The organism is Protaetiibacter mangrovi, assembly GCF_024752305.1.
Taxonomy (GTDB): domain Bacteria; phylum Actinomycetota; class Actinomycetes; order Actinomycetales; family Microbacteriaceae; genus Homoserinibacter; species Homoserinibacter mangrovi.
In genome coordinates, this window is sequence record NZ_JANTHX010000007.1 from 479,887 (window position 1) to 506,287 (window position 26,401).

Consider the following 26,401-nt stretch of genomic DNA (forward strand, 5'->3'; position numbering starts at 1 on the left):
AGATCTCTCCTTCGAGGTCGGTATCGCGTGCAATCCATCTTTAACGTTAAAGGTGGTACGCACGTTCTACCCTTGCAGACCTCTTCAGCGCAAGACCTTTAGCGATACACGGGTTCACCGAAATCGGGAACAGCGAGGCGCGCGCCCGACTGCAGCGCGGACCGATGCGCGATGATGCCGGGCAGGGTGAAGCGGGCGGCCGTCCAGGCGTTCACCGGGGGGAGGGTGCCGTTCTCGACGGCCCGCACGAAGTCGTCGACCAAGAAGTGATGGGCACCTTCGTGACCGTTGTGGGCGCCGTTCAACTCGATGGGAAGTCGCGAGGTGTCGTGGATGCGTGCATGGCCCGAGATGAACGAGTCGCGCAGCGCCGGCGCGATGTCCGCGAGGGACGGGTCGTTCGGGTCCATGGTGTCGGTGGTCGCCAGCAACTCGGTGACGTCGTCGACCTCCTCCTTGTCCTGCCAGACGGACGTCGTAGCCAGTTGCTCGAAGCTGCCCTCGGTTCCGAAGAACCGGAAGCGGCTCTCACGGATGCGCGAGGGGTAGCCGACGCGACGCATCTCGTTGATGCGCATGGCGCCGCCGTCGGCGAGCTCGAACAGGGCCGTGGCGTTCGAGAAGTCGTTCTGGAACATGCTGACATCGCGGTCGAAGACCCCATCACCACGATCGTCTTTCACGCCGATGCAGCTCACGCTCACCGCGTGCGTCGGAAGGGCCCCCAAGACCCCTCCGATCGAGTGCGTCGGATAGAGCATGGGCGGGTAGCTCGCCGTGCTCTTCCATTCCGCGCCTCCGCTGAAGCGGTACGCGTCGTAGAAGCCGAGATCCATGTCATGCACGTAGTCGCCTTCGCTGTAGAAGACGCGACCGAAACGCCCCTCCTGCAGCTGCTGCCGCGCGAAGACGGTGGCGGGGTTGTAGTAGCTGGTCTCCCCCATCATGTAGGTCAGACCGGTGCGCTTCACCGCGTCGATGATCGAGGCGATCTCCTCTTCCGTGATCGCCATCGGCACGGCCGAGTAGACATGCTTGCCCGCCTCGAGAGCGCGCACGACGAGCGGCCCGTGCGTCCACCGCTGCGTGAAGATGGCGACGGCATCGATCGTCGGGTCGGCGAGCATCTCGTCGAAGCCGGCGATCGTGCGGTCGAGTCCGAGTCGCTGCACCTGCGTCGCAGCGCGCTCGGGGATCACGTCGGTGGTCGCGATGCGCGCGACACCCGGGTGCAGCTGGAAGAGCGCGGCGAACTGTCCTGAGAACTGGCCGGCGCCGACGATGCCGAGGTTGAAGGGCATGGGGTTTCCTCTCGGAGGGGTGGCGGGTGGACTACGACGAGGGCGCGAGCGCCTGCGCCTCGATGGCCGCAGTCCGCGACTGCACGGCGCGAAGACGTTCGGCGTCGAACTTCGGGGTGCGATCGAAGAAGAACAAGCCGTTTTGCTCCTGGAAGACATCGGTGAGCTGGGTGTAGCAATAGCCGAACATCTCGGGGTTGTCGAGCAGCACATCCACGAGTCCGGTGAACCGCTGATAGAAGGCCTCGAGGGATTCCGGACGCTGACCGTAGCCCCAGCTCGCCTCGCCGTCGGCGGGCGTCGGGTTCCACCAGATGCCGCCGAACTCGCTGCAGAAGTACGGCTGCCCGCGATAGGCGATCGACCACGGTGCCGTCTCCGGGATCGAACGGTTCTCGTCGTCTTCGGTGTTGATGTAGGGGACTCCGGTGCGGATCATGTCCATCACCCCGGCGAAGAGCTCGGGGTCCTGCTCATAGTTGTGCGAATCGTAGATGTCGGTCTCGGCCACGCGATGCGAATAGCCGGATGCGTCGATCACGGGGCGGGTACGGTCCGCCGCCTTGGTGGCGAGGAACATGCCGCGGGTGACGTCGTCGAGGACAGTGATCCCGTCACCGATGTACTGCCGGGTCTCGTTAAGCGGGCACCAGCCGATGATGCTCGGGTGCGAGTAGTCGCGCTCCAACGCTTCGAGCCACTGGGTGATGTAGCTGGCCGTCGGCTTCTGCCGGTCGTCGGGCTTCCAGTCCACCTTGCAGCCCCAGTCGCCGAACTCTCCCCACACGAGGTAGCCGAGCCGGTCGGCGTGGTAGAGGTATCGCTCCTCGAATACCTTCTGATGCAGGCGCGCTCCGTTGAAGCCGACCTCCTGGGCGAGCTTGATGTCGCGGATGAGGTGCTCGTCGCTCGGCGCAGTCATGATGCCGTCGGGGTAGTAGCCCTGGTCGAGTACCAACCGCTGGAAGACCGGTCGGCCGTTCAGCAGCACCGACTTGCCGACGATCGCGACACTACGCAGCCCCGCGTAGCTCCGCGCACCGTCGATGACGGCGCCCGAGGGATCCAGGAGTTCGAGGTCGAGATCGTAGAGGTGCGGATCCTCGGGCGACCAGAGCCGCGATCGTGAGGCAGGGATCGACAACGTCACTCGCGGCGCGAGGTCGATGTCGGCGCGTGCAGTTCCGCTGACGACGATGCCCTCGGCATCTCGCAGCGTGACGGCAACCGAGCCGCCCGGCACATTCGAGGTCAGCGGGAGCTCGACATGGAGGGCGGATGCTCCCACGTCCGGAGTGATCCGCGGCCGCTTCAGCGAGATGGGCGGCACCGCCTCGAGCCAGACCGTCTGCCAGATGCCGGTCGTGCGGGTGTAGTCGCAATGGTGGTTGTGATACTCGGTCGACTGCTTGCCACGGGCCTGCGATGCGTCTTTGCTGTCGCGTGCGCGCACGACGAGGGTCGACGTGCGACCTGCGCGCACGAACGTTGAGATGTCGATCGCGAATGGCGTGAACCCTCCGCGATGACGACCGACCTCGATGCCGTCGATCCAGATCGTCGCGTCGTGATCGACGGCCCCGAAGTGCAGGACGACATTGAGGCCCGACCATTCCGCGGGGATCTGGATGGCGCGGCGATACCAGACGGCCGCGTGGAAGTCGGTGTCCCCGATTCCAGAGAGCTGGGACTCCGGCGCGAAAGGAACGGTGATCTGATGCTGCAGACGCCGCTGCACCAGCCCGCGCTCGAATCCGCTGTCGCCCCCGTCGAACTCGAACTCCCACTCCCCGTTGAGGTTCCGCCAGCGATCGCGAACGAACTGCGGGCGCGGGTACTCCGGGCGGGGCTGGTCGGTCATGGTGTCCTCTCGGCGTCGGGATTTGTCGCTAACTGTAGCGTTACATAGAGCCTCGTCAAGTTCTGATCCATTGTCCGCACTTGTTTCATAAATTTGTTGACATCACCGAGCTGTAGTTCTACTTTGACGTTACATACGCCGGTGCAACCCGGCCCGACGAAGTGGACGGATCGATGGAGATCAGCGCACACGACAACCGCCGAGGCGGGTCGCCTGCGTTCGTGATGTCGTACTTCACGCTCGCCGACGAGGCGCTGCACCTTGCCGTCAGCGACGACGGGGTTCACTTCGAACCGCTTCTCGGTGGCACCCCGCTGTTGCGTTCAGAGCAGGGCGCCCACTCGATCCGGGATCCCTTCATCGGAGAAGGAGTCGACGGTCGCTTCCACCTCCTGGGGACCGACGGGTGGCGCAGCAACAGCGTCGTCCACAGCGTCTCCGATGACCTGCTGCAGTGGAGCACCCCGGAACTGATCCCCGTGATGGCAGAGATCGCCGGCACCTACAACGCGTGGGCCCCGGAATTCTTCACCGATCCGGCAACCGGAATCCACCACCTGCTCTGGTCGTCGATCGTCGACCCCGCATCCACCCCGCCGACCGGAGCGTGGGTCGATCCCGTGATGCGCCAGCGGATCTGGACCTCACGCACCACCGACTTCGTCGACTTCACGCCTGCCGAGGTCTTCTTCGATCCCGGCTACACCGTGATCGATGCGACCGTCGCAGTCGACTCGGATGGATTCCTCATGGCGTTCAAGGACGAGCGCGGGCGCAACGACCTCGCCACCGACAACAAGACGATCCGCTTCGCCCGATTCCCTCACCCCGGTGCGCCGTTCCACCTGCTCGACAGCGCCGTGCCCTTCTCTCCCGTCGAAGGCCCTTCCCTGTTCCGACGCGATGGCGAGTGGGTGGTCATCTTCGACCGCTTCCTCGAAGACGCCTACGCCGCCGCCACCAGCCGGGATTGCCTCCGCTGGTCGCCCGCTCCCCTGCAAGTACCCGCCGGCATGCGCCACGCATCGGTCTTCTCCCCGAGCCACCCCCTGAACCTGCCGATCGCAGCCCACGCGGCCGGCACCCCAGCTCAGTCGCCTACCCGAGGCTGAGGCACCACACTGATGAGACACAAAGGAGTGAACATGCGACGAATCGCATTGGCCGCGGTGCTCGCGGCCGGCATCGCCGTCACAGCATCCGGCTGTGCGTCCACGGGCGACGGCGGGGACGAGAACGTCCTCACCGTGGTGTCGTGGAAGAGCGAAGACACCAACGACGCCGATATGAAGACGATCAACGATCTGTTCCGCAAGGAGCACCCGGAGATCAAGCTCGAGTACACCTGGGTCGACAACCCCGACTGGCTCACCTACAACAACCCGCGGTTCGCCGCAGGCACGGCCGCGGATGTGCTCATGCTCGACCGCGTCAAGATGATCGCCTTTGCCAGCCAGGGCTTCCTCGCCGACCTCTCGGACCAGCCGTGGGTTGACCGCCAGATGGACGACCTGACGCCGTTCAACCAGTACGACGGCAAGACGTACCAGTTCAACGCCGAGAACATCCCGCTCGGCCTCTACGCGAACATGGACCTTCTGGCTCAGGCGGGGATCGACGAGGTGCCGCAGACCTGGCCCGAGTTCATCGACGCGCTCGAGACGCTGAAGGCGGCCGGCATCCCCGGCTTCTCGGTTCCCAACAAGGGCGGATGGATGGGCGAGCAGATCGCCCTCGAGCTGGCCGCAACCCATGTGCCTGCCGGATGGGTCGAAGACTACGACGCCGGCGACGCATCGTTCACGGGGACGTGGGATCCGGTCGTCGACGCCTTCAAGGAGCTCTTCGCGAAGGACCTCGTCGACCCGGCGCTCTCGCTCGGCCTCGACCCGAACGTCGACGCCATGCCCGAGTTCCAGGCCGGCAAGTGGGCGTTCATGGTGCAAGGCGCATGGTCGCTGACGAACATCCTCGAGAACGCCCAGTTCGAGGTGACGCTGAACGCGTTCCCGGGCGGCCCGGCGGGAAGCGAGCCGAAGGCGTTCAACTTCGTCGGGAGCGGCTGGGGCATCAACGCAGCAGCGAAGAACCCGGATGCGGCACGGACGTATCTGGACTTCCTCGCGTCTCCTGAGATCGCGACGATCTTCCTGGAGGCCGAGGCGGGCTTCTCGACACTGAAGGATGTGCCCTCGCCGTCGAACGAGGCGTCGAAGCCCATCGAGGACAGCTTCGCGGCGGGCAACGTGACGCCGTCCGTGGCGCAGATGCTCAACGATCCGGATGCGGAGTTCGACCTCATCAAGGGCGTCGAGAACATCTTCCTCAATCCGACTGCTCCAGCCTCCGACACGACCAGCCTGCTCAACTCGCTGGTCGAGCCGACACAGCTCAAGTAGTCGAACGGCGGGGTCCGGCTGCCTGGGCCGGGCCCCGCCTCTCTCCCTGAAAGGAAGCCTCGTGCGTCTCACGCGGCCAACCGCACTTCTCTTCATCGCACCCGCCCTGATCCTGTTCATCCTCTTCACCGTGTATCCGGCGGTCAGCGGCCTCTGGCTGAGCTTCACCGACGCGCGCGGAGCTCTCGCCGGCGACTTCATCGGCATCGAGAACTATGTGAAGGCCTTCACCGACCCGAAAGCAGCGGCAGCCCTGCAGAACACGATCGTGTTCACCGTCATCAGCGTCGTTCTCCAGAACGCACTCGCCCTCGCGCTCGCGCGGTGGATGTACAGCCACACCCGGCTTCAGGGCTTCGCCCGCGTCGGCACCCTGGTGCCCGCGATGATGGCCACTGTCGCGGTGGCGTACATCTGGTCGTACATCTACTCGCCGATCACCGGACCGCTGAACACCCTGCTTCGCGCGGTGGGACTGGACGGCGCGGCCAAGATCTGGCTCGGCGATCCGACGACCGCCCTCGCGGCGATCGCGGTCGTCAACGTGTGGATGTTCACCGGGTACGCGGCCACCATCTACCTGTCGGGTTTCCTGTCGATCCCGTCGACGATCTTCGAGGCGGCCGCGATCGACGGCGCGCGCGGATGGAAGCTGTTCCGATCCGTGGAATGGCCCCTTCTCGCCCCCGCCTTCACGGTGAACCTCACGCTCTCGACGATCGGCGCGCTGCGCGTGTTCGACCTCATCCTCCTGATGACGAAAGGTGGACCGGGGTTCTCGACCGAGTCGATCAGCTACGTCATCTTCAACGAAAGCTTCGGAAAGTTGAACTACGGCTACGGCAGCTCGCTCGCTGTCATCCTGCTGATCCTGACCGTCATCGTCTCGTTCATCCTGACGACGGTTCTCCGACGCAGGGAGGTGGAGTGGTGACGACGTCAGCGTCGGGCCTGCGCCGGCGGCCCCGAGTACGCCCGCTGCGACTCGTGAGCGGCATCCTTCTCGTGATCGTGACCCTGATCATCCTGCTGCCGGTGTTCTACATGCTCGTCAGCTCGGTGCGTACGACGGCGGACCTCGGCGAGAATCCGCTCGGCTTCCCCGATCCGATCGCCTGGGGCAACTACGGAGACGTGTTCGCGAGCCTCGACTATGGCCGGGCGATCTTCAACACCGCGCTCGTGGCGCTCAGCTCGGTCGCGCTCGTCGTCGTGACCGGCTCCGCTGCGGGCTGGGCGATCGCGCGCCACATCCGTGGTTGGACGAAGGCCACATACCGGCTCTTCATCGCGGGCCTCACGATCCCCGTCTTCGTGCTGACGACGCCGCTGTACCTGCTGATGCACACACTGCACCTGCTCGACACGTACCTCGCGGCGATCCTCGTCTACGCGTCGTTCAACCTGCCGTTCGCGATCCTTTTCTATGTCAGCTTCCTGCGCAGCATTCCGCAGGAGCTCGAGGACGCGGCGGCCATCGACGGATGCGGGCCGCTGAAAACGTTCTGGCACGTGGTGTTCCCGCTGCTGCGGCCGGCTACGGCCACGATCGCCATCTTCGTCACGCTGAGCATCTGGAACGATGTGGTTGTGCCGCTTCTGTTCCTCACCTCAGGTGGCGTGCGCACCGTGACCCTGTCGGTCTTCCAGTTCGTGGGAACGCAGAACTCGATCGCGGCCGCGCAGCTCTTCCCCGCCGTGGTGCTCGCCGCGGCACCGCTGATCGTGCTGTTCATCATCTTCCAGCGGCAGATCATCGGCGGCATCACCGCCGGAATCGGAAAGAGCTGACGTGGCGCTGTTCGATCTCCCGCTGGATGAACTGGAGCACTACGCGCCCCGGGTGCCCGTGCAGCCGGACTTCGACGAGTTCTGGTCGTCGACGCTGGCCGAGGCGAGGCTTCACGACCTCGCGGTCGCCCTCGAACCGGTCGACAACGGACTCGCGGTCATCGACACCTTCGACGTGTCGTTTGCGGGTTTCGCGGGCGACCGGGTGCGCGCATGGCTTCACCTGCCGCGGGGCGCATCCGGACGCCTCCCCGTCATCGTCGAGTTCGCCGGCTACGGCAGCGGCCGGGGTCTCGCCCACCAGAACACCATCTACGCGCAGGCCGGCTACGCCCATCTCGTGACGGACAACCGGGGGCAGGGGCAGTGGACGGTCGGCGACACACCCGACCCCTCGCCGGCATCCGGAACCGGTCCCATCGGCGGCTACCTCACCCGTGGCATCACGGCACCCGGCGACCACTACTACCGTCGCCTGTTCACCGACGCCGTACGCGCCGTCGATGCCGTGGCGACTCTGGCGAACGTCGATGCTTCGAGGATCATGGTCGCCGGCGCCAGCCAGGGTGGTGCGATCGCGCTCGCTGCCGCCGCTCTCCACCCGGCGGTGTTCGCGGCGATGATCGACATTCCCTTCCTGTGCCATGTCGATCGAGCGGTACGGATCACCGACCGCCTGCCCTATCGAGAGGTCGTCGACTATCTCGCCCGCTACCGCGACCGTGAAGGCGTGGCGCTCAGAACGCTGTCGTACTTCGACGGCGCCAATTTCGCCCCGAGAATCACCACCGAAGCGCTCTACTCGGTCGCCCTGATGGACACCACCTGCCCGCCCTCGACGGTCTACGCGGCCTACAACGCGCATGCCGGCCCGAAGGAGATCGCGGTCTACCCGTTCAATGACCACGAAGGCGGTGGCGAGTTCCACCGAGTTCGCCAACTGGAATGGCTGGGGCGAGTGCTGTCCCGACCGTCGCCGGGCGTGACTTCGTCCTAGAGTGAGCGCAACCACCCCGCTCGCAGAAAGGCGACCCGACCGGCGATGACCGAACGAGTGACGCTTGCGCAGATCGCCGAGGCCACCGGATTCTCGGTGATGACGGTCTCGAACGTGCTCAACGATCGCCCTGGCGCCTCTGACAGCACGCGCAAGAAGGTCGCCAAAGCGGCCGCACAGCTCGGCTACATTCCAAGCAGCGCAGCTCGGAACCTCAAGGGCGGACGAACCGGGCTGGTCGGCATCATCGCCGACGTCACCAACCCCTACGGTCTCGAGATCGTCCGCGGCGTGATGGATGAACTCGAATCGTCGGACCTCGAGCTGCTGATCAGTTCGAACCACAACGACCGCGGCCGGGAGTACGAGCGGGTCGACTTCCTCACCCGCGGTTTCGTCGACGCCCTCGTGCTGATGGTGCCGGCACTCGAGCAGCCGACCATCGACCTGCTCGTAGAGCGTCGGCGGCCGGTCGTCATCGTCGACCCTCGACGTTTCGACATCGACCTCCCTCGAATCGTCGTCGACAACTACGGAGGTATGCGCCAGGCGACCCAGCACCTGCTCGATCTCGGCCACACCGAGATCGGGTATCTCAGCGGCGTCTGGGAATTCGAGAGCTCCCGGGAACGGTTCTCCGGGTTCGAGGATGCGATGCGGTTGGCGGGACTCACCGTTCCCCCCGAGCTCAAGGCGATCTGCGAGTTCAACTACGCCAGTGGTTTCCAGAACGCGCAGAAGATGATCAGCGCCTCGCATCCGACGGCGATCGTCTGTGGCGCAGACACGCTCGCGATGGGCGCGATCGACGCGGTGCGGTCGTTGGGGATGTCGGTGCCTCAGGATGTTTCAGTGGTCGGCTTCGACGACCTGCCGCAGGCGAGCCATTCCTACCCAGGCCTGACCACGGTGCGGCAACCTCTTCACGACATGGGGCAACTCGCGGCGCGCTCGGTCGCATCCCAGCTCAACGGCACCGGGCCACTTATGGAGCGGATGCTCTTCAACACGACTCTTATCGTGCGCGGATCCACAGCGGCACCCCGCGGCGGCGACTCGACCGCCCTCGATGCAGCGGTGTCGTTCTCCGAGTAGTGGGGCGCCGGGACGGCGCTCTCGGCCGCTCGCTCGGCTCCATGCGAGGCCGAGCATCCTGGAGCCCCTGTCAGAGACTGTGGCCGTCATGGACACGATGGACAGCTCTTCTCAACTCAAGGAGGGGGCTCGAACGGGCGGAGCCGCGACCTCTGAGGGTGAGCGTTCGGGCGCGCTACCGGTCCTCACTGATGAAGTCGAACCAATCCTGGGCGTACTCGTCGAGTTCACGATCAAGTTCCCGCACTAGGTCGTCGACGAGCAAATGCAGTTCGGCCGGGGCGATGACGCCGAACAATAGCCCGTCAGGCCCAAGACCCACCTCGAGCTTCGCTTCGGGAAGAGCACCTATCCCTCTCCGAGCGCCTTGTGCGGTCCGTGCGGTTGCAATCCAGCCTTCGTCATCGAAGTCGGCCTCTTCTAGATGCTCAAGGGCGTTGCGCAATTGGCGGAGATAGGCGACCTGTGGCCGCGGCTTGCGTCGTCGCGTTCGATAGAGCTTCGCCATCCAGATCTCCAAGCTAGATGCCGCATGAACAAGCATGGATTCCGCTATCCAAATCCGTCGAATCTTGTCCAAAAGGTCCGACTCAGACAGCCCCTCGATATCCATGCGCTCGTAGGCTCGGTCAAGCGCTCGGTACTCTTTCCGCATTGCGGACGCTTCCTGGAGCAATCGCATCGATGCTTCCGCCCAACCACGGGCCAGCATCAAGGGCAGGTCGTCGCCCTCGCCATCGAAGGTCTGCAGCGGCAACGGCCGTCCGGAGTCGTTCACCCTGACATTGTGCCGGTGCCAGCTCTCGGCGCGCGCGGGGCAAGAGGGGCAGTTGCCCCGCACTCGGTCGTTCTCGCGCGCACCCCCGCCCCAGCGATTATTTGGCCCGCCCCGTCATCGCATCCGAGGTCTTTCCGCGAATCCGGAGGGCGCCGCTGCGGCGGAGACGTTCGCTCGTCTCGCGGGTCATGAACAACGCGAACTGAACCTCAAGGGGCACTGAAGCCACCCGACCAGGCAGGACTGGAGTCTCAGGAGATCGAATCCCGATTGCACGGGGATTGCACGGGCCGTCGCGGTCGCGATGCGTGAGCAAACGAAAGACCCGGCCAGAACAACCGTCTGACCGGGTCTTTCTACTGTCTCAACCAGTGTGCGCCCGGAGGGACTCGAACCCCCAACCTTCTGATCCGTAGTCAGATGCTCTATCCATTGAGCTACGGGCGCGCGTCGACGCGAAGTCAACCTGACGACTATATCAGGGCTCTGATGACGTCGAGCACGCGGCCGAGGCGGGCGCCCGGCGGTCAGCCGTCGCCGTCGGCTGCGGCAGCCGCGTCGAACGGCACCTCGTACTCGTCCCACTGCGCGCCGGCGACGCTGCGCACATCGGCGCCATCCGTGAACTCCTCGCCCGCCGGCATCTCGTCATCTCCCATGTTCCTCACCCCCTGGGGGAATCGTCGGGCAGCGCCGCGATCCGCGGGAGGGGATTGACTCGGACGCCGGCGCGTGCATCGCCGTCCTAGACTCCGAGCGTGCCCGCGCCGCGCTGCCCACGATGCGATCGGTTCGTCTTCCTCGACGACCTGGTCTGCCGCAGCTGCGGCGCCGACCTCGGCTTCCACCACCCGAGCCTGCGCTACCACCTGGCCGACCCGGCGGGCGTCGAGATCGACGGGATGCGGTGGTTCCCGTGCGGCAACCGCCCGTGGGGATGCAACTGGCTGGTCGCCGAGGACGCGGGCGCCGGGCGCTGCTTCTCGTGCAGCCTGAGCAGGCGCCTGCCTCCGCAGAGCGACCCCGTCGCGTGGGAGAAGCTCGCCGCCGCGGGAGTCGCCAAACGTCGGCTCATGGTGCAGCTGCTGCAGCTCGGCCTGCCGATCGTGCCGTACTACGAACGCGAGGGCGGGCTCGGCTTCGACCTGCTGTCGAGCCTCGCCGAGGGGCATCCGGTGATGATCGGGCACGCGAACGGCATCATCACGATCGACCTCGCCGAGACGCTCGACGCGCGCCGGGAGGCCCTGCGGGTGTCGCTCGGCGAGCCGTACCGCACGATGCTCGGGCACTTCCGCCACGAGGTCGGGCACTACTACCAGGGCGTGCTCATCACCGACGAAGCCGGCTGGGAGGAGTGCCGGGCGCTCTTCGGCGACGAGCGGGCGAGCTACCAGGACGCGCTCGACCGGCACTACACCTACGGTGCACCGGAGGGATGGCGCACCTCGTTCATCTCCGAGTACGCCACGATGCACCCCTGGGAGGACTTCGCGGAGTGCTTCGCGCACTACCTGCACATCCGCGCGACGCTCGACACCGCATCCGCCGCCGGCATGGTGCTCGACTCGGAGCGGGCGGCGCGCATCGTCGACCACGACGTCGTGCCCCGCAGCGAGTACCCCGACGCCGAGCTGATGCTCGACGACTGGCAATGGGTGTCGCTGTTCTTCAACCGCGTCAACCGGGCCATGGGCCAGCACGACCTCTACCCGTTCGAGCTGTCGCCGCCCGTGCACGAGAAGCTCGGGTTCATCGACCGCCTCATCCGCCGAGGGAGCACCGCATGACCGACATCCCCGACGTCAGCGCCGACGGCTCGACGCTGCACGAGCGCGAGGAGCGCGCCGCCCACCTCAAGGAGCGCATCTACGTCACCTTCGCGGCGCTCGCCATCATCATGGGCATGCTCGACCACCACCTGGAGCCCGGGCAGGCGATGCGCACGCTCGGCGTCACCATCCTCGGACTGCTCGTGGCCGTGTTCGTCGCCGACGTCATCTCGCTCGTCGTCGTGCACGAGCGCCCCCTCACCCGGCGCGAGTGGCGGGTCGCGCTGCGCACCAGCTTCGGCGCGGTCGGGTCGCTCGCGCTGCCGTTCGTGTTCCTCGGCCTCGCGGCGCTCGGCGTGTGGAGCACGGATGCGGCGCTGCGCGCATCCGAGATCGCACTCATCGCCGCACTCGCCGGCATCGGGTGGATCGCCATCCGCAAACTGCAGCTGCGGTGGTGGCAGCGGCTGTTCGCGATCACCGCGGAGGCCGCGGTCGGCGCCGCCGTCGTGGGCTTGCAGGTGCTCGCCCACGGCTGATCAGGTGGGAACGACCTCCCGGGCGCGCAGATCCTTCCGCAGGATCTTCCCCGCGGTCGACTTCGGGATCACCTCGATGAACTCGACGCGACGCACCCGCTTGTGCGGGGCGACCTCCGCCGCCACGAACTCCATCACCTCGTCCTCGGTGAGGCCCGAGTCGGGAGCGGCCACGACGAACGCCTTCGGGATCTCCTGCCTGTCGTCGTCGAGCACCCCGATCACCGCCGCATCCATGACCTTCGGATGCGACAGCAGCAGCGCCTCCAGCTCGGCCGGGGCGATCTGGTAGCCCTTGTACTTGATGAGCTCCTTCACGCGGTCGACGATCGTGAACCAGCCGTCGGCGTGCACCTGGGCGATGTCGCCGGTGTGCAGGAAGCCGTCGGCGTCGAGCGTCTCGGCCGTCGCCTGCGCGTTGTTCAGGTAGCCGAGCATCACGTTCGGACCCTGCACCCACAGCTCCCCGGCCCGCGAAATGCCCTCCGCCGGCGGCTCGATGTCGATACCGGTCTCGGGGTCGACGAGCCGGCACACCACGTTCGGCAGCAGCACGCCCACCGAGTTCTTGGGCACCGCATCCGGGTCCGCGGGGGCGGCGTGCGACACCGGGCTCAGCTCGCTCATGCCGTAGCCCTGCTTGACGATCGCGTGGATGCGCTGACCGGCGGCGATCGCCGTCTCGGCGTCGAGCGGCGCCGCACCCGAGAACACGGTGCGCACGCTCGAGATGTCGAACTGGTCGACGATCGGATGCTTCGCGAGCGCCACCGCGATCGGCGGGGCGATGAAGAGGTAGCTGCAGCGATGCGTCTGGATGTTCGTCAGGAACTCGACCAGATCGAACTTCGGCATCGTCACGAGGGTCGCCCGCTGGCGCAGGGCGAGATTCAGCAGCACGGTCATGCCGTAGATGTGGAAGAAGGGCAGCACGGCGAGCACGCGATCCTCGGTGCCGAGGTCGATCGCGTAGCGGCACTGCTCCACGTTCGCCACGAGGTTCGCGTGGCTGAGCATGACGCCCTTCGGAACCCCGGTGGTGCCCGAGGAGTACGGCAGCACCGCGACATGGCTCGCCGGGTCGAAGCTCACCTCGGGCGCCGGCGCCTGCTCCGTCAGCAGCTCGCGCAGGTTCGGGTGCCCCTCGGCGCCGTCCAGCACCACGAGCCGTTCGTCGGGGATGCCGAGCGCGGCCGCCGCCGCCGCGGCCTGGGGCAGCAGCGGGCTGACGGTGATCAGCCAGCTCGCGCCGGCATCCCGCAGCTGCGTCTCGATCTCGCGCGCGGTGTAGAGCGAGTTGATGGTGGTGACCGTCGCCCCGGCGCGCAGGATGCCGTGGAACACGGTCGCGAAGGCGGGCACGTTCGGGCACAGCACGCCCAGCACATCCCCCACCCCGACGCCGCGGGCGGCGAGGGCGCCGGCGAACGCCAGCACCTGGGCGCGCAGGGCGCCGTAGGCGGTCTCGGCGCCGGATGCCGGGTCGATGAGTGCGACGCGCCCGGTGTCCGCGTCGTCGAGGGTGCCGAACAGGTAGTCGAAGATGGAGAGATCGGGGATCTCGACGTCGGGGTACGGGCTGGTGAACACGGAGCTCCTTCGATCGCGTGTCGGACGTGCGACGGTGCACGTGTCCCCCATCATGCGCCCTCGGGGTCGCGGACACCAGGCGCCCCGCACCCTGGTCGGCGGCGCCTGCCTCCCCCGCTCGGCGGTCGAGGCGCGCCGCAGCCGCCTCTCTCGTCGGTCGAGTAGCGCGCCGCCGCGCCCTTTCGGCGGTCGAGTAGCGGGCCGCCGCGAAGCGACGGCGCGCGTGTCGAGACCCTCCGCACGCTCGCCGACCCGAGCCTCGCCCCCTCCCCCTCGGGTGGGGTGGTGACTTCTCCACCAATACGCTTCCGAGTCTCGAACATTCGTTCGAGTCGTGGGAAGATCGGGTATGGCTTCGATCACCGACTCCCTCACCCGTCTGGGTGACCTGTCGGTGCCGTTCACACCCGTGTCGGTGACCGGTTTGGGTGATGCGGAGTTGCTTGCGTCGCAGGGTCGGATCGCCGAGGTGCGGCGTCGCTTGGATGCGGTCGCGGCGACGGTGGCGGGTGAGATCGCCCACCGTTCCCGCCGCGAGCTCGGGCATGCGGGGCTGGCGCAGTCGGAGGGCGTGCGGACCGCGGAAGTGTTGATCGCGAAGGTGTCCGGCACCTCGACCCGGGAGGCGCGGACGCTGGTGAAGGCAGCGGAGTTGCTGCCGGTCGAGCGGCCACCGGCACCGGATGCGGCGCCGGTGCCGCGGTGGCAGCGGCTGATCGGTGACGCGGTCGCGGTCGCGACGATCTCGGTGGAGGCGGCGGAACTGATCCGCACCCGCCTGACCGCGGCAGCCGACGGGGTCGACGAGGACGCCCTCGCGAACGCAGCCGAACGGCTGCTGGCGGAGGCGGCGGGTCTCACCATCGAGCAACTCGCGATCCGGGCGGGCCGTGTGCGTGACGAACTGGATCTGGCCGGTGTCGCCGCCCGGGAGCAGGAACTCCGGGCGAAGCGGTTCCTGCGGGTGAGCCCGCAGTTGGATGGGATGACGCGGGTGACGGGGTTGCTGGATCCGGAGTCCGCGGCGATCGTGGTGCCGATCCTCGATGCCGCCACCTCCCCCCGGCGCGGCGGACCCCGGTTCGTGAACCCGAACGCCATCGAGCGTGCGGAGGACATCATGCGGGATGCGCGCACGACCGAGCAGCTCGCCCTCGACACCTTGGTCGACCTGGTCCGTGCCGGTGCTCAGGTCGACCCGAACCGGCTGCTCGGGGACCGGAAGCCCGCCGTGCGGATCCTGGTCACGAAGACCGACCTCGACACCCGGGTGGGTGCGGCGTTCTTCGAAGGGCAGACCGAAGCGGTGTCGATCGACACGGCGGAGCGGTTCATCTGCAGCACCGGCGCCATCCCGATTCTGTTCGACGACGACGGACGCGCCCTCAACCTGGGGCGGGAGCACCGACTGTTCACCGAGAAGCAACGGGTCGCGATGGCCGCCCGGGATGGCGGGTGCCTGATGTGCGGGCGACCGCCGTCCTGGTGCGAAGCGCACCACATCGACCACTGGGACGAACACGCAGGCCGCACCGACATCGACAGTGGGGTGCTGCTGTGTCGGTTCTGCCACCTCACCGTGCACAACAACCGGTGGCGCATCCGACGTGACGGCGGTGATTACCTGCTCGAGAAACCCGACCCCAACGGGGTCCTGCGGCACACACCGCTGCCCTCCCGCAGTCCCCCACTCTCGCGACTCCTCGCCGGGTAACCGACCGCGGAGCAGGGGCTCGAGGGGTCTCGAGACGCGTGCCGCTACGCGATGCGCTCCTCGACCACCTCGCCACCTCGACCACGCGCGGGGCGGCGCGTGATCAACACTGTTGACACCCGGCCCGCGCACCCGCAGAGTGAGCACATGGACATCGAGCAGGTCGACGTCGACCTCCGCGACACGGTCGCCCGCATGCCCTCGCTCGACGCCTCGAAGACGATCAACCGGCGCATCGCCGCACTCGCCCTCGCGATCATGCCGGCGGCGCGCGCGGCGGGCGTCCGGGTGAGCACCCGCAGAGACGGCGGCGCCAAGGTGCGCGTCTACGAGCCCGCCGAGAAGCGCACCGATGCCGCGCTGCTGTGGATCCACGGCGGCGGCCTCGTGATCGGCGACCCGCGCCAGGACGAGGCCCTCGTGAGCGGCACCGCTGCGGAGCTCGGCATGGTCGTGGTCTCGGCGCACTACCGGCTCGCCCCCGAGCATCCGTTCCCCGCGGGCCTCGACGACACCCTCGCCGCGTGGGAGTGGCTGCAGCGGCACGCCGCCGAACTCGGCGTCGACCCGGGCCGCATCGTCGTCGGGGGCGAGAGCGCCGGTGGCGGGCTCGCCGCGAGCCTCGTGCACCGCCTGCACGACGCGGGTGCGCATCCGCTCGCCCAATGGCTGTTCTGCCCCATGCTCGACGACCGCACCGCCGCCGACACGACGCTCGACGCCGTCGACCACCTCGTGTGGAACAACGTCTCGAACCGCTTCGGCTGGACCTCGTATCTCGGGCAGGCGCCCGGAGGCGAGGTGCCGCCGTACGCCGTGCCCGCCCGCCGCATCGACCTCGCCGGCCTGCCGCCCGCCTGGATCTGCGTCGGAGACATCGAACTGTTCCACGACGAAGACGTGGACTACGCCCGGCGCCTCGAGTCGGCCGGAGTACAGGTGACCCTCGACGTGACGACGGGCACCCCGCACGGCTTCGAGAACTGGGCCCGAGACAGCGCACCGGCGCGCGCCCTCCTCGCCCGGGCGCGCACCTGGCTCGCCGACCGGATCGGCATCGAGGCGCGCGCCTGAGCGGCCGTCAGTCGCGCCAGCTGTGCCGGGGCGCGTAGCCGAGCACGCGTCGCGCGCGGTCGATCGAGAGCAGCGTGGTGCGCTCCCCGATCTCGCCGCGACGCTCCACACCCGGGAAGAACTCGTCGAGCAGCGACGCGTTGTCGCGCTCCAGCACCGTGTCGGCGGCCGCGATGATGAAGCGGTCGAAGCCGGGCGCCGCGTGCTCCAGGGCCAGATCGATCGCCTGGGCGGCGTCGCGGGCGTCGATGTAGCCCCACAGGTTCCACCTCCGCGACGCCGGGTCGGACTGGAACGCCGCGAAGCGCGGGTAGTCATCCGGCACCATCACATTCGAGAAGCGCAGCGCCGTGATCGACAGCTCCGGATCCCAGCGCACCACCTTCCGCGCGAGCTCCTCCTCGAGGTGCTTGGTGAGCGAGTAGACGCTCTCGGGCCGCGAGTCGTACTCCTCGTCGACCGGCACGTACGGCGGCGGCGTCTCGAATGGCAGGCCCAGCAGGGTCTCGCTCGACGCGGTGACGATGCGGCGGATGCCGGCCCGCCGCGCCGCCTGCACCACGTGGAAGGTGGCGAGCATGTTGTTCTGGAAGGTCGCGATGTCGGTCTCGAGCCCCGGCGCCGGCACCGCGCCGAGGTGCACGACCCCGTCGAGCCCGTGGTGGCGCTCGTCGATCGCGCTCAGCGCGTCGACGACGGCGCCGTAGTCGGTGAGGTCGAGCCGGGTGAAACCGTCGCGGCGCGGACCGACGATATCGAGGGCGACCACGTCGTGACCGCGAGCCCGCAGCTCGCGCTCGACGACCGATCCGAGTTTGCCGTTGGCTCCGGTGAGGGCGATGCGCATGAAGTCCAGTCTGCTACGTGGTGTCGGAGGTCAGGAGGCGGACACCATCGCGTGCAGCGGATGGGCGGGGGCGAGGGCGGCGAGCGCCTCGGCCCCGTCGAGGCCGGTGCCGTGCGGCGCCTCGAAGCGCACGCCGGGGTGCACGGCGCGCACCGCGTCCTCGAAGGCGGCGCGCACCGCCTCGCCGCGGAACACCCCGCCGATCGCGCTCACCACGGGCGCCGGCTCCGCACCCACCCGGCGGAGCCCCGTGACCACCGACAGCGCGAGCTCCTCGGCGGCGTCGCGGCAGATCCGCTCGGCCACCGCATCCGTCGTCGCGTGCGCCGCGACGGCCTCGGCGAACCACGCCACGACGCTCACCCGCGCCGGGTCGGACTGCAGCTGCACGTAGGCGTCCTCGAGCTCGGGCCACCGCGAGCGCACCACCGACGTCAGCGACGTCGACGGGCCCCGCCCGTCGTGCGCGCGCATGACCGCGTCGAGCGCCGCGCGCCCGATCCAGAAGCCGCTGCCCGCATCGCCCATCAGGTAGCCCCAGCCGTCGATGCGCGCCACCCCCGCGGCTCCGACGGCGAGCGTCACCACACCGGTGCCGGAGGCCACGACCGCGCCGTTCCCGTCGCCGAGCGTGCCGAGGTACGAGGTGACCGAGTCGTGGGCGAGCAGCACGCGCCCGGGCGCGAGGTCGCGGACGAGCACACGCAGCTCCCCCGCATCCGACTCCGCGCTCGTCAGCCCCGAGACCCCGGCCGCGATCACCCCGACCGGGGCACCCGCCGCGAGCTCGTGCGCCACCGCGGCGAGCTGCGGCAGCAGCGGCTGGTCGGTGCGCACCCCGGGGAACACCCGCTCGACCGGCTCCGCGGCCGGGCGCACCATCCGCACCTTGATGCCCGTCTGACCCGCATCCAACGCGAGCACGGTGGATGCGGTGTCGGTCATCGGAGTCTCTCCCTGCCCCAGTCGCGGTACTGCGCGGCCATGAACTCACCCGCCGGCTTGCCGTACGGACAGTAGTCGTCGTCCGCCGCGGCGGCCTGCTCAGGGTACAACCGGGCCGGCCAGTCCCAGAGCATGAGTCCGCGCACCCACCTACGCGCGCGCACCGCCCGGAACATCTCGGTGTAGTAGTCGAGCTGCGCCCGCCCCGAGGGCTCCCCCGGCAGCGCCCAGTCGTTGGGCAGAGCCGGCGAACCCTCGCGCGACGGGCAGCCGGCCTCCATGAAGAAGAACGGCTTGCCGGATGCGAGCACGGCGGGTTCGATCCGGTCGAGCTGCCGCTCCCACGCGTCGATCGGGTAGTACCCGCTCGAGCTGATCACGTCGACGGCGTCCCACCAGGTGACGCGGTCCTCCTGGTACTTGTCGCAGTTGTAGGTGACGAGCCCCGAATACACCTCGCGCACCCGGGCGATCAGCGCGCGCCAGTGCTGCTCCTGCGCGTCGGCCCGCACCATCTCGCACCCGACGCACAGCATCGCGCAGCCCTCCGCCTCGGCGATGCGCGCGGCGTGCAGGATGAAGCGCTCGTACGACGCGAACCACTCGGCCCAGCTCGGCTCGCCCGGCACCTCCTGGTCGAAGAAGCCGATGTGCGCCCGCCACGACCCGTCGGCCACGTTCACGACCGGCTTCAGGCACACGGTCAGCCCGTGCGCGTGCGCCTGCCGGATGGCGCCGACGATCTCGTCGTCGGTCACCTGCACGCCGTCGAGCGGGATCTCGGTGGAGTACACGTGCTCCTGCTCGGCGGCGTAGGCGAGCGCCGTCCAGGTGACGTCGTGCTCGGACATCAGCCGCATCGACTCCCCCGCCTCCGGGGTGCTCCAGGTGCCGCGGGTGCCGACCCACCCCCACGTCATGCCGCAGACCGGGTCGCCCGGGATGCGCGCCGTCATGACACCAGCTGGTTGCCGGTGCGCAGCACCCGCGGGTCGGCGACGGCGTGCGCGTCGGCGTCACCGGCACCCCGCACCCGGAAGGTGTGCGCCTCCCCCGGCAGCAGGGTGACGAGGCCGCTGTCGACCGTCGCGTCGTGGTCGAGCTTGTCGACGAGCAGGGTCGTGTCGCGCAGCAGGGTCTCGGCGGTCACCGTCACCTCGAGCGCACCGTCGACGGATGCCGCGGCCACCTCGAACCGCGGCGGCGGCAGTGCCGAGTCGCGCGGCTCGGCGAGGAACCACAGCCCCCGCACGGCACCCACGCGCGCCACGAGCAGCTCCGAGGCGGCGTCGCCCGGCGCGGCCACCGCATCCGGGATCGGGACCGTGACGCTCCCGCGCGCCGGGACCACCACCGGCATCCGGCTCGCCGCCAGCTCGGCGCCCGCGTAGTCGCGCCGCTCGAGCACGAGCTCGCCCTCCCACCCGTCGCCGGTGTCGTTGCCGAGCACCGCCACGAACGCCCCCGTGCCGTCGGCACCCCGACGCGGTTGGATCGTGATCACCCTCGGCGCGAAGGCGTTCGCGAGCGCGAAGTACAGCGGCTTCTCGCGTCCGTCGCCGTCGATCGCCGCCCACGAGGTGACCGGCCAGCAGTCGTTGAGCTGCCACACGACGGCGCCCGAGGTGCGCGGAGCGCTCGCCCGGAAGTGGTCGAGCGCGGCGGTCACCGCGTTCGCCTGGTTCAGCTGCATGGCCCAGTGCCAGGTCTCCATGTCGCGCGGCACCCGGTAGTGCGGCAGCAGCCCGTCGCTCAGCTTCTGGTTGCCCTCGAGCGCCTTCTGATGCACGAGCATGCCCGGCGACTCGGGGGTGAGCGGATCGTCGGAGAGGGACCGGGTGAGGGTCGCCCAGGCGGGCGGACCCTGCCATCCGAACTCGGCCACGAATCGCGGCGAGTGCTCGCGGTAGCTCTCCCAGCCCTGCCGGTTCCACTGCTCCCAGAGGTGGGTCGAGCCGGTCGACTCGTCGTTCGGATGCGACGCGAGGTCGGGGCTGAACGGGCTGCCCGGCGTGTACGGCACGTGCGACGCGAGCTCGGCGACCACCGAGGGCAGCAGCTCGTAGTAGTACAGCTCGCCCCAGCTGGCGCCGTCGAGCCGGGTCTTCCAGCCCCAGTCCTCGTGGCCCCAGAGGTTCTCGTTGTTGCCGTTGAGCAGCGCGAGCGAGGCGTGGTGGGCGATGCGGCTCACGTTGTCGCGGGCCTCCGCCTCGACCTCGGTGCGCAGCGGCTCCTCCTCGGGGTAGGCCGAGCACGCGAACAGGAAGTCCTGCCAGGTGAGCAGCCCGAGCTCGTCGGCGAGGTCGTAGAACGCGTCGTCCTCGTACATGCCGCCGCCCCAGACGCGCACCAGGTTCACCCCGGCCGACGCGGCCTGCCGCAGCCTCCGCTCGTAGCGGGCGCGGTCGACGCGCGGGAAGAGGGCGTCGTCGGGGATCCAGTTGACCCCCTTCACCCACACCGGCTGCTCGTTGACGATCAGCTGGAACGGCCGGCCGTCCGCGTCCGGATCGGTGTCCCAGCGCAGCGTGCGGAACCCGACCCGCCGGGTGGCCCGGTCGAGCGGCTCGCCGTCGGCGCGCAGGCGCACCACGACATCGGACAGCGGCTGCGCGCCGTAGCCGATCGGCCACCACCGTTCGACGGCGTCGAGCTCGACCCGCAGGCGGGCGGTCGTCTCGCCCGCCGCGAGTTCGACGGAGGCGACGGCACCGGCGACCTCGAGTTCGACCGCGAGCGCCGCATCCGCCGCCCGCGCCACCTCGATGTCGGCCGTCACCACTCCGCCGTCCTCGACCGCCGCCGCCACCACCCGCACCTCCGCGAGGCGCGCTGTCGACCATGCCTCGAGCCGCACCGGGCGCCAGACACCGCTCGTCGACGTGGCGATGCCCCAGTCCCAGCCGAAGCTGCAGGCCGACTTGCGGATCGCCTCGAACGGCATCGGATACGGCCGCGGTCGCGGGCCGAGCGCGAGGCTCTGCGCGTTCGCGTACCGCACCGGGCTGCGGAAGGCGACGACGAGCTCGCTGCCGCCCTCCCGGATGCGCCCCGTCACGTCGAGCCGGTAGCGCCGGTGCTGGTTCGCGACCTCCGCCAGCACCTCGCCGTCGAGCAGCACGGACGCGACCGTGTCGAGACCGTCGAACGCGAGCTCGAGACGGTCCGCCGCGAGCTCCTCGGGGGTCGGCACGACGCGCACCGCGTACTGCCAGTCGACGAGCCCGATCCAGGCGAGGGCCGACTCGTTGTCGTCGAGGTACGGGTCGGGGATGAGCCCGGCGCCGAGCAGCGCCTGGTGCACGACGCCCGGAACGGGGGCGGCGACCGCGGCATCGGGACCCAGCCGATCGAGCAGGGCTGCGGGGGTCGGGCCGCCGGCCGGTCGCGCCGTCCACCCGCTGTGCAGTTCGCGCGCCCTCACTTGACCGACCCCGAGGCGAGACCGCGGTAGATGAACCGCTGCAGGAACACGAACGCGATGAGCGTCGGGATGATCACGAGGATCGTGCCGGCCGCGATGATCTCCCAGTGCGCGCCGAACGGCCCCTTGAACCGGAACAGCGAGGTGGAGATGGTGCCGTGCGACGGCCAGTACAGGAACGGGAGGTAGAACTCGTTGTAGATCGCGATGCCCTTCACGATGACGACCGTCGCGATCGCCGGCCGCAGCAGCGGCAGGATCACGCGCCAGTAGATGGTCCAGCGGTTGGCGCCGTCGAGCATGGCGGCCTCGTCGATGGAGGTCGGGATCGACTGCATGAACTGGATGAAGATGTAGATCGAGATGATGTCGGTGCCCATGAACAGCAGCACGAGCGCCGCCATCGAGTTGTAGAGCCCGAGACCGTTGATGATCTGGAAGGTCGCGACCTGGCTGGTCACGCCCGGGATGAGCGTCGCCACCAGGAAGAGGCCGACGACGAGCTTCTTGCCGCGGAAGCGGAACCGGTCGATCGCGTAGGCGGCCATCGTGCCGATGAGGATCGTGCCGACGAGCGAGAACGCCAGGATGAGGGTGGTGTTGACGAACCCCTCGACCATGCCGCCCTTCTGGAACGCCTCCACGTAGTTGGCGAAGTTGAACCAGTTCGCGGGCAGGTCGAACGGACCGCTCTGCCCGAATTCGCCCGAGGTCTTGAAGCTCGCGATGAACAGCACCGACAGCGGGATGATCGTGACCAGCACACCGATCACGAGCGAGAGGTACTTGGCGGAGGTGGCCGCCGCGCCGGTGATCCGGAGGCGGGTGTCGGGCGCGCTCATGTGAGGTCGACCTTCTCGTCGGGGAACAGCTTGCGTTGCACGAAGGTGACGATCAGCACGATCGCGAGCAGCACGATCGCCATCGCCGAGGCGAGTCCCACCTGCCGGAACGAGAACGCGGTCTGCAGCGTCTGGATCACGAAGGTGGAGGTGCCGTTGGCGCCGCCCGTCATGATGAACGGGATCTCGAACACCGAGAGGCTGCCGGCGATCGCGAGGATGAAGCTCAGCCCGATGATGCGCCGGATGCCGGGGAAGGTGAGCGCCCAGAACTGCTGCCAGCGGTTGGCGCCGTCGATCTCGGCCGCCTCGTAGAGCTCGCCCGGGATCGACTGGATCGCCCCCAGGAAGAGCACGAAGTTGAGACCGGTGTAGCGCCAGACGCTCGTCGCCGCGAGCGAGTAGTTGGCGACATCCGGATCGCCGAGCCACAGCGGCGGGTCGGAGAGCCCCACCCAGCTGAGCACCGTGTCGAGGGTGCCGCCCGGCTGGAAGAGGTAGAGGAACACGAAGCCGATGGCGACACCGTTGATGAGGTACGGGAAGAACAGCACCCCGCGGAAGAAGTTCGAGAAGCGCGTCTTGTAGCTGAGCAGCGCCGCGAAGTAGAGGGCGATCGCCATCTGCGCGAACGAGCCGACGAAGTAGTAGAGGCTGACGCCGAAGACGCTGAAGATCTGCGGGTTCGTGAACACCTCGACGTAGTTGTCGACGCCGACGAAGTCCTTGTCGAGGTCGAGCCCGTCCCAGTCGGTCAGCGAGTACCACAGCATGTTCGCCGCGGGCAGGTAGGTGAGCAGCAGCAGCAGTCCGACCGCCGCCAGCAGGAACAGGTACGGGGTGAGCTTCGCGAGCGCCCCGCGCCCGGCGGGGACCCCGGACTGGGATCCCCGCCGGCCGCGACGCCGGGGCGTGCGCGGGACTGCGGAGGTGACGGCGACCATCAGCCCTGTTCGGCTCGGGACGCGGCCCACCGCGAGTTGAGGTCGGCGACGTAGGAGTCGAAGTCCCCGTCCGCCGCGCCTCGCGCGATGTCGACCAGCTTCTGCCGGTAGATGCTGCCCCAGATGTCGATCTGGGCGCCGTCGGCGATGTTGTTGAACAGCGCCTCCTCACCCGACGGGGCCGGGGTGAGCTCGATGAGCTGCACGCCCTCCTCGGCGAGGCCGCCGAGGTTGTCGGGCAGGTCTTTCGAGAGCAGCGGCGACACCATGCCCTGGGTGTCGGTGAAGCCGGAGTCCTCGATGAGGAAGTCGATCCACGCCTTCGCGGCCGCCTTCACCGACGAGTGCTTGTTGATGCCGAGGCTGTAGTCGCCGCCGACGACCGCGTACTGGGTGCCGTCGGGCGCCGTGGCCGGGAAGGTCATGTAGCCGACGACCGACGGGTCGATGCCGTTGTCCGATGCGGCGGCCTGCATCTGCGAGATCGACCACGATCCGAGCGCCATGGTGGCGATCTTGCCGGTGGCGAAGTCGACCTTCGACTGCTCCCAGTTGGTGGTGAGCGGGTCGGCCTCGGTGTCGCCGTCGGCGACGAGGTCGTAGATCAGCTTGTCGATCGTGTAGATGTCGGAGCCCTCGGTCCAGGGCGAGTCCTCCTTCGTCATGGCGTTCTGCGCATCCGGGTCGCCCGAGATGGCCCCGACGTTGCTCGACCACTGGCTGAGCGGCCATCCGTCCTTGTAGTTGGTGTAGTACGGGATGGCGTCGGTGGAGCTCCTGATCGCCTTCATCGCCGCGAGGAACTCCTCGGGTGTCTTCGGCACCTCGGTCACCCCGGCGGCCGCGAAGACGTCCTTGTTGTAGATGAGCCCGTTGGCGTTGCCGCCGAGCGCGATGCCGTACTGCACGCCGTCGTAGCTCTTCGGCGCGAGGAACCGGTAGTCGGCCTCGAGGTCGGAGGTCTGGCCGAGCGGCTCGAAGAAGTCGGCGAACTGGTCGGGGAAGACGCTGTTCGGGATGCCGAGCACGTCGCCGTAGTTGGTGGTGGAGAGGCGGGTCTTCAGCTCGCCCTCGTAGTCGGTGATGCCCTCGAAGGTGACGGTCGCGTCCGGGTACTTCTCGTGGAACGCGGTGGCGTACTGGTCGAAGGTGCCGTCCTGGATGAGGTCGGTGCGCCAGGTGACGAACGTCACCTCGCCCTGAACCGTGCCGTCGATCGTGTTGGACGCGTCGTCGCCTCCGCCGCCGGAGCACGACGTGAGCAGCAGTGCCGCCGTCGCCGCCCCCGCGACAAGGCCGATGAACGCCTTGCGTGATGCCATTGCGAATACTCCCTTGTATCTGTGGACCCCGTGGTGCATGGGCGCGGGCATCCGTCCCGCGCCGATGGGGGATGTCAGGGAGCGTATGAACTAAAGCGCTTTAAGTAAAGCGCTTTATCGAATCGGGCCGGTCGAGCCTCGGATGACGAGGGAGGGCGACGAGTCGAGGAAGGCCTCGGGGTCGGCCCCGGCCACCACGTCGAACAGGCGACGGGCGACGTGCGCGCCGAAGGCGACGACGTCGTGACTGAGCGCGGTGAGCTTCGGCAGGGTGTGCTCGCAGAGCACCGAGTCGTCCCAGGCGATGATCGACACCTCCGAGGGCACGCCGAGGCCGAGCTCCATCGCCACGGTGAGGCCGGCGACCGCCATCACGTCGTTGTCGTAGATGAACGCGGTCGGGGCATCCCGCCCGGTGAGGGCCTCGCGCGTGACCCGCTCGCCCTGCACCGGCGTGTAGTCGGTGCTGAGCAGCACGGCCTCCACCCCGAGCGCCCGCGCCTCGTCGGCGAAGGCGTCGTCGCGGATGCGGGTGTGCACGAGCGTGCCGAGGCCCGACACGCGCGCGATGCGGCGGTGGCCGAGCGCCGCCAGGTGCCGCACCACCTCGCGCATCGAGGTGGCGTCGTCGGTCCATACGCTCGTCAGTCCCCCCGAGACGCTCGGGTCGCCGACCACGACGGCGGGCAGCCCGACCTGCGCCGCGAAAGCCGCCCGCGGGTCGTCGCTCGTGAGGTCGGTCAGCACGACGCCGTCGACCCGGCGGGTGCGGTGCCACTTGCGCAGCGTCTCGAGCGCCTCACCCGTCGAGCCGACGACCTGCAGCAGCAGGCTGAAGCCGCGCTTCGACAGCTCGACCTCGAGACCCGCGAAGAACTCCATGTAGAACGACTCGACGCCGAGGTTGTGCGGGTCGCGGGCGAGCACGAGCCCGAAGGTCTCGGTCTTCGCCTCGGCGAGCGAGCGGGCGGCGGTCGACGGGGCCCAGCCGAGCTCGTCGGCCACGCGCAGGATCCGCGCCCGCGTCTCCTCGGAGACGCCCTTGCGCCCGTTGAGCGCGAACGACACCGCGCCGATCGACACGCCGGCGCGCTCGGCGATGTCGGCGATCGTCACCCGTCCCGTCGACGGTCGCCGCGATGTGCCCACGGGGGGAACGATAGTGC

General features: G+C 68.5%; 23 protein-coding genes and 1 tRNA gene. 10 read left to right on the forward strand and 14 right to left on the reverse strand.

The genetic code is table 11. From position 1 onward, the window contains the following. Window positions 1-98: 98 nt before the first annotated feature. Together NUH29_RS10005 and NUH29_RS10010 are read right to left on the reverse strand one after the other, a co-directional pair. Entirely contained in the window at window positions 99-1,301 is a 1,203-nt protein-coding gene (locus NUH29_RS10005) for a Gfo/Idh/MocA family protein (protein ID WP_258798964.1), read from the reverse strand. Window positions 1,302-1,332: 31 nt separating this feature from the next. Further along, on the reverse strand, window positions 1,333-3,162 hold the full coding sequence (locus NUH29_RS10010) for a glycoside hydrolase family 2 protein (RefSeq protein WP_258798966.1): 1,830 nt from the start codon (window positions 3,160-3,162) through the stop codon (window positions 1,333-1,335). 173 nt (window positions 3,163-3,335) lie between these two features. Between NUH29_RS10010 and NUH29_RS10015 the strand changes: the two genes are divergently transcribed. The 6 genes from NUH29_RS10015 to NUH29_RS10040 all read left to right on the forward strand — a co-directional run bounded on the left by NUH29_RS10015 (window position 3,336) and on the right by NUH29_RS10040 (window position 9,444). Continuing rightward, the gene (locus tag NUH29_RS10015) at window positions 3,336-4,274 is read left to right on the forward strand and encodes a glycoside hydrolase family 43 protein (RefSeq protein WP_258798967.1); all 939 of its coding nucleotides are present in this window, start codon (window positions 3,336-3,338) and stop codon (window positions 4,272-4,274) included. A gap of 33 nt (window positions 4,275-4,307) precedes the next feature. Continuing rightward, window positions 4,308-5,561, forward strand: coding sequence for an ABC transporter substrate-binding protein (locus NUH29_RS10020; protein WP_258798968.1), 1,254 nt, complete (start codon window positions 4,308-4,310; stop codon window positions 5,559-5,561). Window positions 5,562-5,622: 61 nt separating this feature from the next. Further along, window positions 5,623-6,495, forward strand: a complete 873-nt coding sequence (locus NUH29_RS10025) for a carbohydrate ABC transporter permease (protein ID WP_258798969.1) — start codon at window positions 5,623-5,625, stop codon at window positions 6,493-6,495. Between the two features lie 53 nt (window positions 6,496-6,548). Beyond that, window positions 6,549-7,352 carry a carbohydrate ABC transporter permease gene (locus tag NUH29_RS10030; protein ID WP_258798971.1) on the forward strand — a complete coding sequence of 268 codons (804 nt, stop codon included), beginning with the start codon at window positions 6,549-6,551 and terminating at the stop codon, window positions 7,350-7,352. A gap of 1 nt (window position 7,353) precedes the next feature. Beyond that, entirely contained in the window at window positions 7,354-8,349 is a 996-nt protein-coding gene (locus NUH29_RS10035; protein ID WP_258798973.1) for an acetylxylan esterase, read from the forward strand. 45 nt (window positions 8,350-8,394) lie between these two features. Next, window positions 8,395-9,444, forward strand: coding sequence for a LacI family DNA-binding transcriptional regulator (locus tag NUH29_RS10040; protein WP_258798975.1), 1,050 nt, complete (start codon window positions 8,395-8,397; stop codon window positions 9,442-9,444). A gap of 175 nt (window positions 9,445-9,619) precedes the next feature. On the opposite strand, the gene NUH29_RS10045 is transcribed toward NUH29_RS10040, so the two are convergent. The 3 genes from NUH29_RS10045 to NUH29_RS10055 form a co-directional block, all read right to left on the reverse strand. After that, entirely contained in the window at window positions 9,620-10,222 is a 603-nt protein-coding gene (locus tag NUH29_RS10045) for a hypothetical protein (RefSeq protein ID WP_258798976.1), read from the reverse strand. A 374-nt stretch (window positions 10,223-10,596) separates the two neighbouring features. After that, a tRNA-Arg gene (locus NUH29_RS10050) sits at window positions 10,597-10,669 on the reverse strand. An 80-nt stretch (window positions 10,670-10,749) separates the two neighbouring features. After that, window positions 10,750-10,881, reverse strand: a complete 132-nt coding sequence (locus NUH29_RS10055; RefSeq protein WP_258798977.1) for a hypothetical protein — start codon at window positions 10,879-10,881, stop codon at window positions 10,750-10,752. Between the two features lie 99 nt (window positions 10,882-10,980). On the opposite strand from NUH29_RS10055, the gene NUH29_RS10060 reads away from it, so the two are divergent. Then, the gene (locus NUH29_RS10060; RefSeq protein ID WP_258798978.1) at window positions 10,981-12,012 is read left to right on the forward strand and encodes a zinc-binding metallopeptidase family protein; all 1,032 of its coding nucleotides are present in this window, start codon (window positions 10,981-10,983) and stop codon (window positions 12,010-12,012) included. Then, complete coding sequence (locus tag NUH29_RS10065) at window positions 12,009-12,533, forward strand: hypothetical protein (protein ID WP_258798979.1); 525 nt, start codon at window positions 12,009-12,011, stop codon at window positions 12,531-12,533. Before NUH29_RS10060 ends, NUH29_RS10065 begins: the two co-directional genes overlap by 4 nt. On the opposite strand, the gene NUH29_RS10070 is transcribed toward NUH29_RS10065, so the two are convergent. Continuing rightward, window positions 12,534-14,123: an AMP-binding protein gene (locus tag NUH29_RS10070; RefSeq protein ID WP_258798980.1), complete on the reverse strand. Its 1,590-nt coding sequence runs from the start codon at window positions 14,121-14,123 to the stop codon at window positions 12,534-12,536. It lies immediately after the preceding gene. Between the two features lie 349 nt (window positions 14,124-14,472). Between NUH29_RS10070 and NUH29_RS10075 the strand changes: the two genes are divergently transcribed. After that, complete coding sequence (locus NUH29_RS10075) at window positions 14,473-15,837, forward strand: HNH endonuclease signature motif containing protein (protein WP_258798981.1); 1,365 nt, start codon at window positions 14,473-14,475, stop codon at window positions 15,835-15,837. Between the two features lie 147 nt (window positions 15,838-15,984). Further along, window positions 15,985-16,911, forward strand: coding sequence for an alpha/beta hydrolase (locus NUH29_RS10080; RefSeq protein WP_258798982.1), 927 nt, complete (start codon window positions 15,985-15,987; stop codon window positions 16,909-16,911). Window positions 16,912-16,918: 7 nt separating this feature from the next. Here the strand turns inward: NUH29_RS10080 and NUH29_RS10085 are convergent, their stop codons facing one another. The 8 genes from NUH29_RS10085 to NUH29_RS10120 form a co-directional block, all read right to left on the reverse strand. Then, window positions 16,919-17,758 (reverse strand): NAD-dependent epimerase/dehydratase family protein, encoded by an 840-nt coding sequence (locus NUH29_RS10085; RefSeq protein WP_258798983.1) that lies wholly within the window; start codon window positions 17,756-17,758, stop codon window positions 16,919-16,921. 30 nt (window positions 17,759-17,788) lie between these two features. Then, window positions 17,789-18,703, reverse strand: coding sequence for an N-acetylglucosamine kinase (locus NUH29_RS10090; protein WP_258798984.1), 915 nt, complete (start codon window positions 18,701-18,703; stop codon window positions 17,789-17,791). Beyond that, on the reverse strand, window positions 18,700-19,659 hold the full coding sequence (locus NUH29_RS10095; protein WP_258798985.1) for a glycoside hydrolase family 113: 960 nt from the start codon (window positions 19,657-19,659) through the stop codon (window positions 18,700-18,702). Before NUH29_RS10095 ends, NUH29_RS10090 begins: the two co-directional genes overlap by 4 nt. Further along, window positions 19,656-22,127: a glycoside hydrolase family 2 protein gene (locus tag NUH29_RS10100; RefSeq protein WP_258798987.1), complete on the reverse strand. Its 2,472-nt coding sequence runs from the start codon at window positions 22,125-22,127 to the stop codon at window positions 19,656-19,658. Before NUH29_RS10100 ends, NUH29_RS10095 begins: the two co-directional genes overlap by 4 nt. Then, on the reverse strand, window positions 22,124-22,969 hold the full coding sequence (locus tag NUH29_RS10105; protein WP_258798988.1) for a carbohydrate ABC transporter permease: 846 nt from the start codon (window positions 22,967-22,969) through the stop codon (window positions 22,124-22,126). The genes NUH29_RS10100 and NUH29_RS10105 overlap by 4 nt, the downstream gene beginning before the upstream one ends. Then, on the reverse strand, window positions 22,966-23,913 hold the full coding sequence (locus NUH29_RS10110; protein ID WP_258798989.1) for a carbohydrate ABC transporter permease: 948 nt from the start codon (window positions 23,911-23,913) through the stop codon (window positions 22,966-22,968). Before NUH29_RS10110 ends, NUH29_RS10105 begins: the two co-directional genes overlap by 4 nt. Continuing rightward, a complete protein-coding gene (locus NUH29_RS10115; protein ID WP_258798990.1) occupies window positions 23,913-25,235 on the reverse strand; it encodes an ABC transporter substrate-binding protein in 1,323 nt (440 codons plus the stop codon). The genes NUH29_RS10110 and NUH29_RS10115 overlap by 1 nt, the downstream gene beginning before the upstream one ends. Before the next feature lie 114 nt (window positions 25,236-25,349). Further along, on the reverse strand, window positions 25,350-26,384 hold the full coding sequence (locus NUH29_RS10120; protein WP_258798991.1) for a LacI family DNA-binding transcriptional regulator: 1,035 nt from the start codon (window positions 26,382-26,384) through the stop codon (window positions 25,350-25,352). Between the last annotated feature and the right edge of the window lie 17 nt (window positions 26,385-26,401).

Coding starts and splice junctions, on each gene's coding strand:
- NUH29_RS10095 (WP_258798985.1), bottom strand. CDS start 19,659: ATGACGGCGCGCATCCCGGGCGACCCGGTCTGCGGCATGACGTGGGGG.
- NUH29_RS10085 (WP_258798983.1), bottom strand. CDS start 17,758: ATGCGCATCGCCCTCACCGGAGCCAACGGCAAACTCGGATCGGTCGTC.
- NUH29_RS10065 (WP_258798979.1), top strand. CDS start 12,009: ATGACCGACATCCCCGACGTCAGCGCCGACGGCTCGACGCTGCACGAG.
- NUH29_RS10110 (WP_258798989.1), bottom strand. CDS start 23,913: ATGGTCGCCGTCACCTCCGCAGTCCCGCGCACGCCCCGGCGTCGCGGC.
- NUH29_RS10055 (WP_258798977.1), bottom strand. CDS start 10,881: ATGGGAGATGACGAGATGCCGGCGGGCGAGGAGTTCACGGATGGCGCC.
- NUH29_RS10090 (WP_258798984.1), bottom strand. CDS start 18,703: ATGACCGACACCGCATCCACCGTGCTCGCGTTGGATGCGGGTCAGACG.
- NUH29_RS10020 (WP_258798968.1), top strand. CDS start 4,308: ATGCGACGAATCGCATTGGCCGCGGTGCTCGCGGCCGGCATCGCCGTC.
- NUH29_RS10010 (WP_258798966.1), bottom strand. CDS start 3,162: ATGACCGACCAGCCCCGCCCGGAGTACCCGCGCCCGCAGTTCGTTCGC.
- NUH29_RS10075 (WP_258798981.1), top strand. CDS start 14,473: ATGGCTTCGATCACCGACTCCCTCACCCGTCTGGGTGACCTGTCGGTG.
- NUH29_RS10105 (WP_258798988.1), bottom strand. CDS start 22,969: ATGAGCGCGCCCGACACCCGCCTCCGGATCACCGGCGCGGCGGCCACC.
- NUH29_RS10005 (WP_258798964.1), bottom strand. CDS start 1,301: ATGCCCTTCAACCTCGGCATCGTCGGCGCCGGCCAGTTCTCAGGACAG.
- NUH29_RS10040 (WP_258798975.1), top strand. CDS start 8,395: ATGACCGAACGAGTGACGCTTGCGCAGATCGCCGAGGCCACCGGATTC.
- NUH29_RS10015 (WP_258798967.1), top strand. CDS start 3,336: ATGGAGATCAGCGCACACGACAACCGCCGAGGCGGGTCGCCTGCGTTC.
- NUH29_RS10080 (WP_258798982.1), top strand. CDS start 15,985: ATGGACATCGAGCAGGTCGACGTCGACCTCCGCGACACGGTCGCCCGC.
- NUH29_RS10115 (WP_258798990.1), bottom strand. CDS start 25,235: ATGGCATCACGCAAGGCGTTCATCGGCCTTGTCGCGGGGGCGGCGACG.